At 65.5% G+C, this 14,930-nt stretch carries 15 protein-coding genes; 4 read left to right on the top strand and 11 right to left on the bottom strand.

The window, feature by feature from the left end; all coding sequences use genetic code 11:
• Positions 1-4: 4 nt before the first annotated feature.
• The 4 genes from ARTSIC4J27_RS03780 to ARTSIC4J27_RS03765 form a co-directional block, all read right to left on the bottom strand.
• Positions 5-1,510 carry a rhamnulokinase gene (locus tag ARTSIC4J27_RS03780; RefSeq protein WP_050053873.1) on the bottom strand — a complete coding sequence of 502 codons (1,506 nt, stop codon included), beginning with the start codon at positions 1,508-1,510 and terminating at the stop codon, positions 5-7.
• Complete coding sequence (locus ARTSIC4J27_RS03775; protein WP_050053872.1) at positions 1,507-3,543, bottom strand: bifunctional rhamnulose-1-phosphate aldolase/short-chain dehydrogenase; 2,037 nt, start codon at positions 3,541-3,543, stop codon at positions 1,507-1,509. The genes ARTSIC4J27_RS03780 and ARTSIC4J27_RS03775 overlap by 4 nt, the downstream gene beginning before the upstream one ends.
• Positions 3,544-3,549: 6 nt before the next feature.
• Entirely contained in the window at positions 3,550-4,716 is a 1,167-nt protein-coding gene (gene rhaI, locus ARTSIC4J27_RS03770; RefSeq protein WP_050053871.1) for an L-rhamnose isomerase, read from the bottom strand.
• 103 nt (positions 4,717-4,819) lie between these two features.
• Entirely contained in the window at positions 4,820-5,167 is a 348-nt protein-coding gene (locus ARTSIC4J27_RS03765; protein ID WP_050053870.1) for an L-rhamnose mutarotase, read from the bottom strand.
• 151 nt (positions 5,168-5,318) lie between these two features.
• Here ARTSIC4J27_RS03765 and ARTSIC4J27_RS03760 point away from each other — a divergent pair, with 151 nt between their 5' ends.
• Positions 5,319-6,341: a LacI family DNA-binding transcriptional regulator gene (locus ARTSIC4J27_RS03760; protein ID WP_050053869.1), complete on the top strand. Its 1,023-nt coding sequence runs from the start codon at positions 5,319-5,321 to the stop codon at positions 6,339-6,341.
• A gap of 13 nt (positions 6,342-6,354) precedes the next feature.
• Here the strand turns inward: ARTSIC4J27_RS03760 and ARTSIC4J27_RS03755 are convergent, their stop codons facing one another.
• Positions 6,355-6,735 (bottom strand): DUF7793 family protein, encoded by a 381-nt coding sequence (locus ARTSIC4J27_RS03755; protein WP_050053940.1) that lies wholly within the window; start codon positions 6,733-6,735, stop codon positions 6,355-6,357.
• A 153-nt stretch (positions 6,736-6,888) separates the two neighbouring features.
• Here ARTSIC4J27_RS03755 and ARTSIC4J27_RS03750 point away from each other — a divergent pair, with 153 nt between their 5' ends.
• A complete protein-coding gene (locus tag ARTSIC4J27_RS03750; protein WP_050053868.1) occupies positions 6,889-7,509 on the top strand; it encodes an AAA family ATPase in 621 nt (206 codons plus the stop codon).
• A 76-nt stretch (positions 7,510-7,585) separates the two neighbouring features.
• Positions 7,586-7,795 (top strand): hypothetical protein, encoded by a 210-nt coding sequence (locus ARTSIC4J27_RS03745; RefSeq protein WP_050053867.1) that lies wholly within the window; start codon positions 7,586-7,588, stop codon positions 7,793-7,795.
• A gap of 25 nt (positions 7,796-7,820) precedes the next feature.
• On the opposite strand, the gene ARTSIC4J27_RS03740 is transcribed toward ARTSIC4J27_RS03745, so the two are convergent.
• The 6 genes from ARTSIC4J27_RS03740 to ARTSIC4J27_RS03715 all read right to left on the bottom strand — a co-directional run bounded on the left by ARTSIC4J27_RS03740 (position 7,821) and on the right by ARTSIC4J27_RS03715 (position 13,387).
• On the bottom strand, positions 7,821-8,477 hold the full coding sequence (locus ARTSIC4J27_RS03740) for a DUF1961 family protein (protein WP_050053939.1): 657 nt from the start codon (positions 8,475-8,477) through the stop codon (positions 7,821-7,823).
• Between the two features lie 15 nt (positions 8,478-8,492).
• The gene (locus tag ARTSIC4J27_RS03735; RefSeq protein WP_050053866.1) at positions 8,493-9,191 is read right to left on the bottom strand and encodes a rhamnogalacturonan acetylesterase; all 699 of its coding nucleotides are present in this window, start codon (positions 9,189-9,191) and stop codon (positions 8,493-8,495) included.
• Positions 9,192-9,212: 21 nt separating this feature from the next.
• Complete coding sequence (locus ARTSIC4J27_RS03730; RefSeq protein ID WP_050053865.1) at positions 9,213-10,085, bottom strand: carbohydrate ABC transporter permease; 873 nt, start codon at positions 10,083-10,085, stop codon at positions 9,213-9,215.
• Positions 10,086-10,087: 2 nt separating this feature from the next.
• Positions 10,088-11,059 (bottom strand): ABC transporter permease, encoded by a 972-nt coding sequence (locus ARTSIC4J27_RS03725; RefSeq protein WP_152683768.1) that lies wholly within the window; start codon positions 11,057-11,059, stop codon positions 10,088-10,090.
• Positions 11,060-12,589 (bottom strand): extracellular solute-binding protein, encoded by a 1,530-nt coding sequence (locus ARTSIC4J27_RS03720; RefSeq protein ID WP_050053864.1) that lies wholly within the window; start codon positions 12,587-12,589, stop codon positions 11,060-11,062. It lies immediately after the preceding gene.
• 114 nt (positions 12,590-12,703) lie between these two features.
• Positions 12,704-13,387, bottom strand: a complete 684-nt coding sequence (locus tag ARTSIC4J27_RS03715; protein WP_050053863.1) for a YesL family protein — start codon at positions 13,385-13,387, stop codon at positions 12,704-12,706.
• A gap of 237 nt (positions 13,388-13,624) precedes the next feature.
• Here ARTSIC4J27_RS03715 and ARTSIC4J27_RS03710 point away from each other — a divergent pair, with 237 nt between their 5' ends.
• The gene (locus tag ARTSIC4J27_RS03710; protein WP_083435297.1) at positions 13,625-14,929 is read left to right on the top strand and encodes a Gfo/Idh/MocA family protein; all 1,305 of its coding nucleotides are present in this window, start codon (positions 13,625-13,627) and stop codon (positions 14,927-14,929) included.
• Position 14,930 lies beyond the last annotated feature (1 nt).

The following is a 14,930-nucleotide window of genomic DNA, read 5'->3' as shown; positions in this document are numbered from 1 at the left end:
GGTGTCAGTGCTGTTCAGAGAGTGTGTTTGACGGCTCGTACTGCTCAAGGCTTGTGCCTGCGGCCACCAGGGTACGCAGCCGGGTGAGGCCGCCGTCGACCACTCCGGCCGCGCGCGCCTGTACCAGGACGTTGCCCAAGGCCGTGGCCTCAACGGGTCCGGCGATCACCATTTTCCCCGTGGCGTCGGCGGTGAGCTGGCACAGGAGGCGGTTCTGGGAACCGCCGCCCACCACGTGGACCACCTCGACGGAGCGGTTGGCGAGGCGTTCGGCGTCGCGGATGGTGCGGGCGTACCCGGCAGCGAGGCTGTCCATGATGCAGCGGGTGATGGCTGCCGGATCGTTCGGCAGCACCTCGCCCGTGCGGCGGACGGCCGCCCGGATCCGGTCCGGCATGTTGTCGGGGGCGATGAAGTAGGGATCGTCCGCATTGACCTGAGGCCCGCCGGGCGGCAAGGCAGCAGCCGCCCCCAGGAGTGCTGTGAGTTCCAGCTGGAACCCCTCCTGCGCCCAGGTCCGCTGGCATTCGCTGAGGAGCCAGAGCCCGCCCATGTTGCGCAGGTAGCGGATGGTGCCGTCCACGCCCCGTTCGTTGGTGAAGTTCGCTTCGCGGCTGGCCTCGGTGAGCACGGGATGCTTCAGTTCCAGTCCCACCAGTGACCAGGTGCCGGAGGAGATGTAGGCGAAGTCCTCCGCCTGGGCAGGGACAGCGGCGACGGCGGACGCCGTGTCGTGCGAGCCGACGGCCACCACGCGGGTGTCCTGGGGCAGCCCCACCTGCGCGGCGATGTCCGGCAGGAGCCTGCCCACCGTGTCGCCCGGCTGGACCAGAGGCGGGAACAAGTCCTTCCGCAGGCCTAGGGCGGTGAAGAATTCGGTGGCCCACTCCCCCGCCACGGCGTCAAACAGCCCGGTGGTGGAGGCGTTGGTCGCCTCGGTCCGGCGCTGCCCGGTGAGGAGGAACGCGATCAGGTCCGGGATCAGGAGCGCCTGCAGGCCGTCCAGGTCCGGCTCGGTGGCGAGCTGGTAGATGGTGTTGAACTGCAGGAACTGCAGCCCGGTGGTGGCGTAGAGCCGCGCGGGATCCAGTTTGCGGTGCACGGGTTCGACTGCGGCTCGGCTGCGGTCGTCCCGGTAGCTGAACGGCTGGGCGGTCAGCTCGCCCGCGGCGTTGACCAGGCCGTAGTCCACGGCCCAGGTGTCGATGCCGATGCTGGCCACCCGCTCACCTTGCACGGCGGCAACGGTCGCTGCCGCACGCAGGCCTTCAAGCACCTCGGCGAAGAGCGCGTTGAAATCCCAGCGGAGGCCGCCGTCGATCTCCACCACGCCGTTGGGAAAGCGGTGAACCACTTCCAGCTCCACGCTGCGGTCCGAATCGGCGTGGACCCGGCCCAGGATGACCCGGCCCGAGGAGGCGCCGATGTCGACGGCGGCAAACGCGCTGGCGGGGGCCGCCGCGGAGACTGCCCCGGCCGGGGCAGTTTCGGTGGTGCGGTCGCGGCTCATCGCAGGAAGGCTGCGGCCACTCCGGCGTCCACGGGGATGTGCAGGCCGGTGGTGTGGGACAGTTCGTTGCTGGTGAGGACGGCGGCGGCATTGGCCACATGCTCGGGCAGGACTTCGCGCTTGAGCAGGGTGCGCTGGGCGTAGTACTCGCCCAGCTTCTCCTCGTCCACGCCGTAGACCGCAGCGCGCTTGGCGCCCCAGCCGCCGGCGAAGATGCCGGAGCCGCGGACCACGCCGTCGGGGTTGATGCCGTTGACGCGGATGCCGTACTCGCCCAGTTCGGCGGCAAGCAGGCGCACCTGGTGGGCCTGGTCCGCCTTCGTGGCGGAGTAGGCGATGTTGTTGGGGCCGGCGAACACGGAGTTCTTGGAGGAGATGTAGATGATGTCTCCGCCCAGGCCCTGCGCGATCATGACCTTCGCTGCGGCCTTGGCCACCAGGAACGAGCCCTTGGCCATGACATTGTGCTGCAGGTCCCAGTCCTTCTCGGTGGTTTCCAGCAGCGGCTTGGAGATGGACAGGCCGGCGTTGTTGACCACCAGGTCCACACCGCCGAACGCCAGGACCGCGGCGTCGATCGCGGCTGCGACCTGGGCCTCGTCCGTGACGTCCGCCTGGACGCCGATGGCAACGTCCGGGCCGCCGAGCTCTTCGGCGACCTTCTCGGCGTTCTCCAGGTTCAGGTCGGCGATCACCACGCACGCGCCTTCCGCGGCGAGGCGGGTGGCGATGGCCTTGCCGATGCCCGACGCCGCACCGGTAACCAGCGCGATGCGGGTGGCGTGGGACTTGGGCTTGGGCATCCGTGCCAGCTTGGCTTCCTCCAGCGCCCAGTACTCGATCCGGAACTTCTCGGATTCCTCGATCGGGGCGTAGGTGGAGATCGCCTCGGCGCCGCGCATCACGTTGATGGCGTTGATATAGAACTCGCCGGCAACCCGGGCGGTCTGCTTGTTGGCGCCGAAGGAGAACATGCCCACGCCGGGCACCAGGACGATGGCCGGGTCCGCGCCGCGCAGTGCCGGAGACTCAGCGTTTGCATGGCGGTCATAGTAGGCCTGGTAGTCCTCGCGGTAGTCCGCGTGCAGCTCGTGGAGCCGGGCGATCGAGTCCTCTACCGAGGCGTCGGCAGGCAGGTCCAGGATCAGCGGCTTGACCTTGGTGCGCAGGAAGTGGTCCGGGCAGGAGGTACCCAGGGCGCCCAGGCGCGGGTGCCCGGCTGCTTCGAGGAAGTCCAGGACGACGGCGTCATCGCTGAAGTGCCCCAGCTGCGGCTTGTCCGTGGAGGCCAGGCCGCGGATCACGGGTGCCAGGGCTGCGGCCTTGGCGCGGCGCTCAGCCTCCGGCAGGGCGGCGTACCCGGGAAGCTTGGGGCCGAAGGGCTCGGCCTTGCCGTTGTCCTTGATGTACTTCTCGGCCTGCTCGATGATCCACAGCGAGTTCTGCTCGGCCTCTTCGCTGGTGGCGCCCCAGGCGGTGATGCCGTGCCCGCCCAGGATGGTGCCAATGGCCTGCGGGTTGGCTTCCTTGATCGCGGCAATATCCAGGCCCAGCTGGAAGCCGGGGCGGCGCCAGGGAACCCAGACCACCTTGCTGCCGAAGATCTTGGTGGTCAGCGCCTCGCCGTCCACCGCCGTGGCAATGGCGATGCCGGAGTCCGGGTGCAGGTGGTCCACGTGGGCGGCGTCCACCAGGCCGTGCATGGCGGTGTCGATCGAGGGAGCCGCGCCGCCCTTGCCGTGCAGGCAGTAATCGAAGGCGGCAACCATCTCGTCTTCACGGTCCACGCCCGGGTAGACGTTCTTCAGGGCGTTCAACCGGTCCAGCCGCAGCACCGCCAGGTTCTCCGCCTTCAGCGTGCCCAGGTCTCCGCCGGAGCCCTTGACCCAGAGCAGCTGGACGTCCTCGCCCGTCACCGGGTCTTTCTCCGTGCCCTTGGCGGAGGTGTTGCCGCCGGCAAAGTTGGTGTTCCGCTTGTCCGCACCCAGGCGGTTGGAACGGGAAATCAGGTCTTCAACAGTCTTGTTACTCATAGCTTTTTAGGCGCCCCATCCGGCTTGCTGGCCGCCTACGCGGTCCTCGTTGATCTTCTTCTGGTAACCGCTGGCTTTGAAGGCGGCCAGCGGGTCCGCGGGCAGCCCGCGGGATTCACGCCACTCGGCCAGGACGGGCCGGATGTCGGTGTAGAAGGCATCGTTGAAGATGCCGTTGGCAGCGAGCACGTCACCGGCACGCTGTGCTTCGGCCAGGGCCGCGGTGTCCACCAGCAGGGCCCGGGCAGTCATTTCCTGCACGTTCAGGACCGAGCGGATCTGGCCCGGGATCTTTTCCTCCAGGTTGTGGCACTGGTCCAGCATCAGGGCCACCCCGGAGTCCTTGCCGTAGCCGCCGCCGCGGATCACCTCGTGCATGATGCGGAAGAGCTGGAACGGGTCTGCGGCACCCACGATGAGGTCGTCGTCGGCGTAGAAGCGGGAGTTGAAGTCGAAGGAACCGAGCTTGCCCAGCCGCAGCAGCTGCATCACAATGAACTCGATGTTGGTGCCCGGCGCGTGGTGGCCGGTGTCCAGGCAGACGAACGCCTTCTCGCCCAAGGCCAGGGTCTGGGCATAGGACGTGCCCCAGTCCGGAACATCGGTGTGGTAGAAAGCCGGCTCGAAGAACTTGTACTCGAGCACCAGGCGCTGCTCGTCGCCCAGGGCGGCGTAGATCTCCTGCAGGGACTCGGCCAGGCGGTCCTGCCGGCCCCGCATGTCATCCTGCCCCGGGTAGTTGGTGCCGTCCGCCAGCCAGATCTTCAGGTCCTTCGAACCCGTGGCGTGCATGATCCCGATGCAGTCCAGGTGGTGGTCGATGGCGCGACGGCGCACCGCCTCGTTGGACGAGGTCAGCGAGCCGAACTTGTACTCGTCGTCCTGGAAGGTGTTGGAGTTGATGGTTCCCAGGCCCACGCCCAGGCCGGCCGCGTACTCCTTCAGGGCGGCGTAGTCATCCACCTTGTCCCAGGGAATGTGCAGGGCCACGGTGGGGGCCAGGCCGGTCAGTTCGTGGACCTTGGCGGCGTCCGCCAGCTTCTCCTGCACGGTCCGCGGCGTGCCGGGGGTGCCGAACACCTTGAACCGGGTGCCTGAATTTCCATAGGCCCACGAGGGGACCTCGATGGCAAGCTCCCCGAGCCTGCCCAGCGCCGTTGCTACGTCATTCATGATGTGGTTCTTTCCGGTGTCTTGGTGTGTGGTCTTGGTGGTCTGGCAGTTATGGGACGGCCCCGCTGCTGGAGCGCCTGGTGTCTTTTTGTGGTTGCCAGTGTCAACCGGCGGAGGACTCTGCCGCTGCCAGCTGGCTGTCGAGGTTGAAGACTTCCTCCAGGACCTGGAACCCCTCATCGGGCGCCTGGTCCGTGTTCTCGAAAAGTGTGGCCATTTCCGCCTGCCAGCGCGCGTTCACGTCAGCAAGGGCCATCCTTGCCCTCGCTGCGTCGAAATCGTCGCACTCCAGGTAGCCGATCAAGAGTCCGTCCTCCGCAAGGAAGAGGGAGTAGTTGTTCCAGCCGGCGTCCTTCAGGGCCTGGAGCATTTCCGGCCATACCGCGGCGTGGCGGCGGCGGTACTCGGCCATCAGCGCCGGTTGGACCGACGAACGGAAGCACACCCTCATTTGGAACTCTCCTGAACTCGCGCATCTTTGAATCGTTTCATTGTTACGATTCAAAGTACTCTTGAACGTAAGTAGGTGTCAAGCATTCCGGAGCCCTCTTCTTGGCAGCACCGGCGATGCCCAGGCATGGGGCCCATCAGCACGGAGAATCATGAACCGCACAGCCAGCATCAAGGACGTCGCCAACCATGCCAGCGTGGCGGTGGGCACTGTTTCGAATGTGCTGAACTACCCGGACAGGGTCTCGCAGCGGACCAAGGAACGGGTACTCCGCGCCATCGACGAGCTCGGCTTCGTCCGCAACGACGCTGCCCGCCAGCTGCGCGCAGGCCACAGCCGCACCATCGGGCTGATCGTCCTGGACGTGGGCAACCCCTTCTTCACCTCAGTGGTGCGGGCCGCGGAGGATGCGGCCGCCCTCCAGGGCAGCGCCGTGCTGCTGGGCGACAGCGGCCACGACGCAGGCCGCGAGGCCAACTACATCGACCTGTTCCAGGAGCAGCGCGTCCAGGGCCTGCTCATCTCTCCCGTGGGCGACGTGACCGAGCGCCTGGACCTCCTCCGCGAGCGCGGCGTGCCCACCGTCCTGGTGGACCGGCTGGCGGACGAGGAAAAGTTCAGCTCAGTGGCAGTTGATGACGACGCCGGCGGGTACCTTGCTGCCCGGCACCTGCTGGACACCGGCCGCCGTCGGCTCGCGTTTGTGGGCGGCTCCACCTCCATCCGCCAGGTGGCGGACCGCCTGCAGGGCGCCCGTCGGGCGGTTAAGGAAGAGCCGGACGCCACCCTGGAAGTGCTGGCGTCCGAGGGCATGACGGTCCTGGCCGGCCGCAGCGTTGGCAACACGTTGGTGGAACGGGACCGCAAAGACCTGCCGGACGGGATCTTCTGCGCGAACGACCTCTTGGCACTGGGGATCATGCAGTCGTTGACCATGACACACACCCTCAGGATTCCGGAGGATATTGCCTTGATCGGCTATGACGACATCGACTTCGCCGTCTCCGCCGTGGTGCCGTTGTCCTCCATCCGGCAGCCAACGGAAGCCCTGGGCCGGACAGCCATCGAGCTCCTGGCCGAAGAGGTTGAGGCCCGGAATCCACGGCACCGGGCAGTGATCTTCACTCCGGAACTGGTGGTCCGGCAAAGCACTGGCACCCCGTCCGCGGGCTGACACGGGCAGGCGCTTACCCGTTCTCCTGCTGCTGCAGCCACTGCATCGACTCGGTCCTGGACGTGAAGAACCGGGTGGGGCAGGGCGGGATGTGCACGCCGAGGAAGAAGTTCGCCAGGATCCGGTCCACGGGACTGGCACCCAGGAGGGCGATCCGGTTCGCAGCACAGGGGATGGAAAACACCGAACGTGCCGCCCTGGTGACCGACTCGGTGGTGGCCATGTCCACCAGCATGGGGTACGTCCTGTCCCCCGCTATTTGGTTAACAGCAGCCATGGCCGCCTGGGCATCGTGTTGCTCAATGCGGACTTTAGGTTCCCAGATAAGGTGGATCACGCCGTCGGAACGCAACTCCAAGGTGCCCTTACCGCCATCAACCACTACAGGCTCCATGCCCTGCTCCCCTCCCTGTGCAGACTCCCCCATTCTGCCCCTACTTTGCCACCCCGGGGCCAACTTAGACGCATACCGCGTTCCAAGCACTCTTCCAGCCCGTTCCCAGGCTTCATGGACCGAAGCCACAGGGCCGCAGGATAAGAAGGGAACATGACACATCACGGCAGCCCGGTACCGGCCCTCATTGTCCTGCTGGGGATCGACGGCGCCGGCAAGTCCACTGCAGCCAGGGAAGTGGAAGCGCTGCTGCCGGACATCCCGGTGCTGGTCCTGGGCAACTTCTCCGGGCGGAAAACCATCTCGGCCCTGGCGCAGCGCTTTAATGTGGCCTTGCCGGTCCAGGTTGCGGATGTCCTGGAGACCGCGGTCCGGGTGTTCAATGTCCTGCTCAACCATCTGCGGGCAGCGCGTTTCGACGGCGTAGTGGTGATGGACCGGCACCTGTACTGCCAGCTTGCGCTGCGGAAAGCCCGCGGGATCCGCCGGCGCCGGTTGCTGTCGGCGCTGTTGAGGCTGTTGCCGCAGGCGCAGGCCGTGGTCTACTTCGATGTTCCGGCGAAAGTGGCGCACGAACGGATCATGGTGCGGGGCGAGGACCAGGAGACCCTCGAAGATCTTGAGAAATTCCGCAAGGGGTACGCCGCACTGCCCTGGTATCCGGACTTCACCGTGGTGGGCGCCGGCGGCAGTACCGAGGACAGTGCACGCCAGCTGGGGCGGATTATCGCCGGTATGGCGGCACCCGCTGCGCCCCCGGCCCCGGGCCGGTAACCCGCGGGCATATTCTCTTGCGGCAAACCGTGCCACTGCTCTTGTGGGCCGCGGGGAGCAGAAGCAAGGATTGGTTATGGACGACCTTCGGCACACAGCCAGAGTTTTGCTGCAGCGGAAGGATCTTGGCCTGATCGATCTCTGGGTTCTTTACTGGAACCACGGCGGGCACTGCCATCCCTTTGACTTTGACGCATTTATCCACGATGTGCTGCCAGCGGCGTGGTTCGACATGGGAGCGCTTCAGGAAGCTGTGGAGGAATTGTCCCTGGAGGCGATTGCCTGATCCAGCCCGTACCCCGTCAAGAGGGCTAGATTTCTTCAACCACGAGATTCCGGTAGGCCGCACGCAGCGGAGCCATCTGCCGGAATCCCACGTAGCCACCGCCGAGCACCTTGTCCGAGGGGTCCTGCCAGTCGAAGAGCGGCAGTCCATTGATGGAGAACGCCACCCGCGGCCCGTCCTTCACCACTTCCAGCCGGTAAAAGTCCACAGCGTCCCCCGCCGGCGGCAGCGGGTCCGCGCCCTGTGCCACCAGCTCAAAGCCGGCGCTCTTGCGCAGGTTGCAGGTCCGGAAGGCCCGCTCGGACTCGTATTTGTGCCGGAAATAGGACACGTGGAGGGCATCAATATCACCGGAGTGGTACTGCGGGTAGTAGCCGGTCCGGGGTGTGAGCGCGGGGGAAAACAGGCCCTGCCCGCCGTGTCCGTTGGCTGCGAAGAACAGCATGGCCAGCCCGGGTTCCTCAAGCGGCAGGAACTCCCAGCTGATCCGGATCCCGTCCTGGAAATCCAGCGGGCACCAGAATGTCCAGTGCGCGTGGTCCCCGAATTCCTCGGCGTCCAGTGAGCCGGACAACTCAAGGGCCTGCCCGTGGCTGCCGACATTCAGCGGCCCTTCGGCCACCCAGTCCGCGACGTCATCCGGACCACTGAGCGCGTTGCGGTAAAGCACCTTCGTTCCCATGTCCGCGGCCCCCACTCAGCCGCGGCCCGCCGTCGTACCGGACAACTGTGCCAGGTCCCCCGGCAGCAGCCCCAGCAGCTGAAGCTCGGCTGCCACTTGCCCCGCCACCAGGGCGGCGCCCTGCTGTGAGAAGTGTGTGTTGTCAGTCAGGCCGTCCGGCCAGTAGGCATGCGTCCCGGGTTCGAAATGGCAGAAGAGGGCCTTCGAACCGTCCCGTCCCAGCCGCAGGTAGAGCCCGCGGGTCCAGGCGTTCAGGTCGATGACCGGCACGCCCAGCTCCAGGCCGATCTCACGGACCACTTCCGGATAATCCTCCAGGCTCGCCTCCAGGGCAGCGTCCGACGACGGCCGGGCCAGGAAGTGCCGCCGCTCCACGGAGGTGCACAGGACAGGCAGCCCGCCCAGGGCCCGGACCTGGGCCACCATGGTGCGCAGGTTGGCGGCATAGCCGGTCCGCGCCGCGAGGTGGGGCTTCTTCTGGTCGTTGTGGCCGAACTGGATCAGCACCAGGTCGCCGCCGCCCGCCTCGGCCAGCAGACTGTCCCACAAACCCTCATCCCGGAACGACTCCGTGCTGGCCCCGCCCTTGGCGAAGTTGTGCACGGTGGCTTGCGTGCAGACGTGCGGGGCGAGCTGGGCTCCCCAGCCGCTCATGGGGTACTCGTACGTGGGGCAGTTGGCGACTGTGGAGTCTCCGGCGAGCAGGATTTTCATGCTGTGCTTTCTGTTGGCGGGTCAGCCCTTGACGGAGCCGATGAGCATGCCCTTGGCGAAGTGCTTCTGCAGGAACGGGTAGAAGATGAGGATGGGCAGGGTGGCCACCACAATGACGGCGAACTTGATGCCCTGTTCCGGCGGGATGTAGGTGGGGTCCACGTTGCCCGTGCCCAGGAGATCTGATGCGGCCGTGACCTGGCGCAAGTACATCTGAAGGGTCCACTTGGAGTTGTCGCTGAGGTAGAGCAGGGGTGACATGAAGTCGTTCCAGATGCCCACGGCGTAGAACAGTGCAAAGGTGGCCAGCACGGGTTTGGACAGCGGGAGCAGGATCCGCCAGAGGATCCCGATCTCGGTGGCCCCGTCCATCTTGGCCGATTCCTCCAGCTCAGCGGGGAGTTCCTGGAAGAAGTTCTTGATGATGATCAGGCTGAACGGGTTGATCGCCGCCGGCAGGATCAGGGCCCAGTAGGAGTTCAGCAGGCCCAGGTCCTTGACCAGCAGGAAGGTGGGGATCATGCCGCCGGAGAAGACCATCGCGAAGACCACCAGCGACAGGATCACCTTGCGTCCGCGCAGGGTCTTTTTGGCCAGCGGGTAGGCCATGGTCACGGTGAATGCGAGCTGGACCAGGGTGCCGACGGCGGTGACCAGGATGGTGGTGACCAGCGCCCGGATGAACGCGGGCGTGGAGAAGATGTATTCGTACGAGCCCAGGGTGAGCTGCTCGGGCCAGACGAAGAACGCGCGCCGGGTGATTTCCGCTTCGTTGGCGAAGGACCCTGCGATCACGTAGATGAACGGCAGCAGGGTGATGATGCCGATCAGGGACAGGAAGACGTAGTTGACGGCATCGAAGATCCGCCCGCCGGTGGTGTTGTGGATTTTCATGGCTAGAACAGTCCGCTCTGGTTGAAGCGTTTGGCCAGGGCGTTGGTGCCGAAGATCAGCACGATGCCCACCAGGGATTTGAAGAGCCCCACGGCGGTGGAGTAGCTATAGGCGCCCTGCGTGATGCCCACGAAGTAGACGTAGGTATCGAATACATCAGCCACACTGCGGTTCAGGGCGTTGGTCATCAGGTAGATCTGTTCGAACCCGGTGTTCAGCATCTGCCCGATGGCCAGGATCAGCATCACGATGATGGTGGAGCGGATGCCCGGCAGGGTGATGTGCCAGACCCGGCGGAACCGGCCGGCCCCGTCGATGATGGCCGCCTCGTACTGGTCCTGGTCCACGGTGGCCAGGGCGGCCAGGAAGATGATGGTGCCCCAGCCGGTGTTCTTCCAGATTTCCTGCAGCACAATCAGCGGCCTGAACCAGGCGGGGTCGGACAGGAAATCGATGTTGGTGCCCATTACGTTGTTCAGGAACAGGAACAGCGGGCCGAAGTCCAGGGCGAACAGCAGGAAGCTCAGGGACGCCACGATGGTCCAGGACAAAAAGTGCGGGATGTACACAAGGGTCTGGACCGTGCGCTTGAGGATGCTCAGGCGCACCTCGTTCAGCAGCAGCGCCAGGACGATGGTCAGCGGAAAGGCTATCCCCAGGTTCAGGAACGCCAGGATCAGCGTGTTGCCCAGCAGCCGCGGGAAGTCAGGATTGGCGAAGAAGTCCTGGAAGTGCTGGAACCCCACCCACGGGCTGCCGTTGACACCCAGGAACGGAACGTAGTCCTTGAACGCGATGCTGACCCCGTACATGGGCCCGTACCGGAAGACAGCGAAGTACAGCACGCCGGGAAGCAGCAACAGGTAGAGCCACTTGTAGTGCGCGAAGTGGACGGAGAAGCTGCCCCGCTTCCGGGGAGCGGGCACGGACTGCGCCCGCTCCCCGGCCTGGGTGTCAATGACAGGGGCTGCCATCTACTTGGTGTCCTGCCAGAGCTTGTTGATCTCTTCCTTGACCTTGTCCCCGCCGCTGGTGTTCCACAGCTTGATGGCGTCCTTCAGGCCCTGCTCATCGATCTGGCCGGCAAGGTATTTGATCCGGGCATCGGCCACGATGTTGTCCAACTGGGCGCCCTTGGCCACGTACGTGGCAGAGACGTAGGGGGCGGCGGGGTTGTAGACCGCGCTCTTGAGGTCCTCCGCCATCACTTCGGTGCGCTTGTCGAAGACCTGCTGTTCATACTCGGTGGGCTGCTTGACCGGGTAGAAGGTGTTGCCGGCGACGTTCATGCCCAGCTGCGCGTAGCTCTTGATGTCCGTGGTGACCGCCTTGCCTTCCTCGGTCTCGGGCTTGATGGTGGCAGCCTTGCCGTCCTCCACCGTGAAGTTCACGCCTTCGATGCCGTTGTTGAGCAGCACGGCCACGTCCTTGCCGTTCATGGTGTTCAGGAATTCCAGCACGGTCTTCAGTTCAGCTTCCGTGCGGACACTGGACTTGGGGATGGCCAGGAAGCCGGAGTAGCCGTCGGTGGGGTGGGCGTGGAGTTCGCCGTCGGGGCCTTCGAGGTTGCCCACGAAGCCCACCTTGTTCTGGAAGTTGTTGGGGTCCGCCTGCTTGAACAGGTTGATGAGGACGCTGACGCGCGAGTCGACGTCCACAATGATGCCGCCCTTGCCGTTGAAGAACGGCTCGTTCCACTTGGTGGGGTCGAAGGTGGCAAAGTCCGGATTGATGAGCTTCTCGTCCACCATCTTCTTCACGAACCGGTTGGCTTCGAGGAATTCCTCGGTCTCAAAGCTCGGGACAAGTTTCCCGTCCTTCTCGGTCCAGCGGTTGCCTGCGCCGTACCACTCCTCGATCAGGTCATACGGGCTGTTGGTGCCCAGCGCGCCCCACTTGGGGATGGTGATGCCCCAGGTATCGTCCTGGCCGTTGCCGTCGGGGTCCTGCTCGGTGAAGGCCTTGGCCACCTTGTACAGGTCCTCGGTGGTCTTGGGCGGCTGGAGGCCCAGCTTGTCCAGCCAGTCCTGGCGGAACATGACGGCGGCGCGCATGGGGGCACGTCCGCGGAAGACGCCGTACACCTTGCCGTTGATGCTGGCGTTCTGCTGGATGTCCGGGAAGGTGGTCTTCAGGTTCGGGTAGTCATCCAGCTTGTCCGTCAGGTCCCAGAAAGCGCCGGCTTCAGCGTTCTTGACGAATCCGGGGGTCTTGCCCTGGATGACCATCACGTGCGGGATCTCAGAGGAGGCGAGGGTGATGTTGGTCTTGTCCTCGTAGGAGGCGTTGGGAGCCCACGTGATATTGACGTCCTTGCCTGTCAGCTCCTCGAGCTTCTTCTGCACGGCACCGTCTGCCGACGGCGGCTGGGCCTCGAGGAAGGGAGCCATCACGTTCACCGTGGAAATGTCGGCGGACTGCGTTTCACCCCCGCCGCAGGCCGTCAGGGTGAGTGCCGTGGCGGTAACGACGGCGGCGGCCAGGGAAATTTTTCTGCGGATCATGATGTTCCTTTTCCACTTCTTTGGGGTTTGGTTTTGCCGTCACCGGGCAGCATTCAGCCAGGTAACAGGAAGTCGGTCTTCGTTATGGTCGAGCGGGCGCGCCCAGCGCCGGATTCATCGGGCCGGGAGTGCCTGGCGATGCGCCGGGCCGGCGGCAGGAGCCTGCTGTTGTTCGGCAAGAGCGGCCATGGACTCATCGTTGGCCGTGAAGTAGCGGTCGCACAGCCATCCGGTCAGGAACAGCCAGGCTCCCACGCTGAAAAACGGGATCAGGCCGGGGACTGCGCCACTGGCGTAGACCACGGCGGCGGATACAAAAAGCAGGATGACTGTCCCTGCCAGGTGCCGCACGGCGAACCGCGATGACATCAGGAAGTACTGCGCCAGGGGCAGCTCATACCGCGCATACATCGGAAACAGGTAGCAGACAACGCCCGCCAGGAAAATGGCCCCAACGAACGTGGCGGCTGCGCCCAGCTGGGACGGAAGATCACCGCCCTGTGAGAAGCGGTTCCAGTTCATGGTGAGGGCCACTGCCACGCCAATCACCGGCAGCGCAAGTGCGTTGCCGCGGACAAAGTTCCGGACAAATTCACGGGCGAAACCAGGCAGGAGCCGGGCCGCTTCGCCGGCAGCCCTCTTGCGCACCAGGATCTGGGCGGCAGCGGTGGCCGGGCCGGCCCCAAAGACGCCGAGGCCCAGCACAGTGAAGGTCAGCCACAGCAGGTTCAGGCAGGCGATCCAGAGGAGCGTGTCAAAGAACGAGTACGCGCGGCTGTTCCACGAAGACGCAGGCATGGCACGGCTCCCTTCGGTTCTCCATCGTTGCAGAAACGAGGACTATGGTGGTCCACGTCACGTAGGTAATCGGTTTCTCGAAAATCTAGACGGGTTTACAGGGCAGGTCAAGCCAAATTTTGAATCGTTACATTACTGGACGGAAGCGGTGCCTGTGCTTCACACTGGACCTTGGAAAGCGCTTGCCCCGTGGGTTGGCGTCGAAAAAACTGTGCCCTCCGGGGCGAATGGAGCACCATGGGAACGCCAGCCGCCACAGACGCCGGGACTCAAGCCACCGGGGATACTCCTGCTATCGGACCCAACGGATCCGGCGGCACCGAAGCCACAGCAAGCGGCCGCAAGGAAACATCTGCCGGCCAGCTGTCGCCCGGGCAAGCCGGAGGGCCCGCGGCCAGGGTGGCGCTGGTAGGTGTCCACGGCTTCGGCGCCCACCACCTGCGGAACCTGGAGCGCCTCCAGGCAGCCGGCGTCGTCGATCTTGTTGCTGTGGCCGATCCCAATCCCCCGGCGCCCGGATCGGTCCCGGAAACAACGCACGTCTTCCCGGCCCTGCCGGATCTGCTCGCGGAGACGGGCGGCCTGGATCTCATCATCGTTGCCACTCCCATCCAAACCCACGCACCGCTGGGGCTGGCAGCCCTGGCCACCGCCGCCGACCTTTACCTGGAAAAGCCGCCCGTCGCCTCGCTGGCGGACTTCAACCGGCTGCGCGACGCTGCCGCCGCCTCCGGCCGGAGCGTCCAGATCGGTTTCCAGAGCCTGGGCTCGCACGCGCTGACGGCCATCGAAAGGCTCCTCGCCGACGGCACCATCGGAACGCTGCAGGGCATCTCGGCAACCGGCCGCTGGGTCCGCGACCGGGCGTACTACAAGCGGTCCCGCTGGGCCGGCAAACGTGTCATCGACGGGGTGGATGTGGTGGACGGGGTGGCCACCAATCCCCTGGCCCACGCGGTGGCGACAGCGCTGAGAATCGCCGGGGCCCGCACCACGGCGGACATCGCCTCCCTGGAAACCGAACTGTACCGCGCCAACCAGATCGAGTCCGATGACACGTCTGTGATCCGGATCCGCACCAGCTCGGGCGTGCCCATTACGTGTGCCCTGACGCTGTGCGCCACGGAATCCGTGGAACCGTACGTAACCCTCCAGGGTTCCGCGGGCACCGCCGTCTTCCACTACACCGAGGACCGGCTGACCGTTGAGGCGGCAGCCGGCCGTACCGAGCAGGTCTTTGGCCGGGACGACCTGACCGAGAACCTGCTCGCCCACCGCCGCAGCGGCGCCGCGCTCCTCAGCCCGCTCCTGGACAGCGGCGCCTTTATGCTCGTCCTGGAGGCCATCCGCACCGCCCCGCTGCCGGCACCAATTGACGGGAAGTACGTCCGGTGGGAGGGCGCGGAAGAGGCAGCGCATGCAGTGGTGGTGGACATCGAGGATGCCTTGGAACGCGCAACCGGCCGGCACGCCACATTCAGCGAACTGGGGCTCCCCTGGGCCGCCTCGGCTCCGCACGCCTTCAACCTGCCGGCTTCCTGAA

The organism is Pseudarthrobacter siccitolerans, assembly GCF_001046895.1.
In the GTDB taxonomy this organism is placed as follows: Bacteria; Actinomycetota; Actinomycetes; order Actinomycetales; family Micrococcaceae; genus Arthrobacter; species Arthrobacter siccitolerans.
This window is presented reverse-complemented; position numbering and strand designations above follow the sequence as displayed.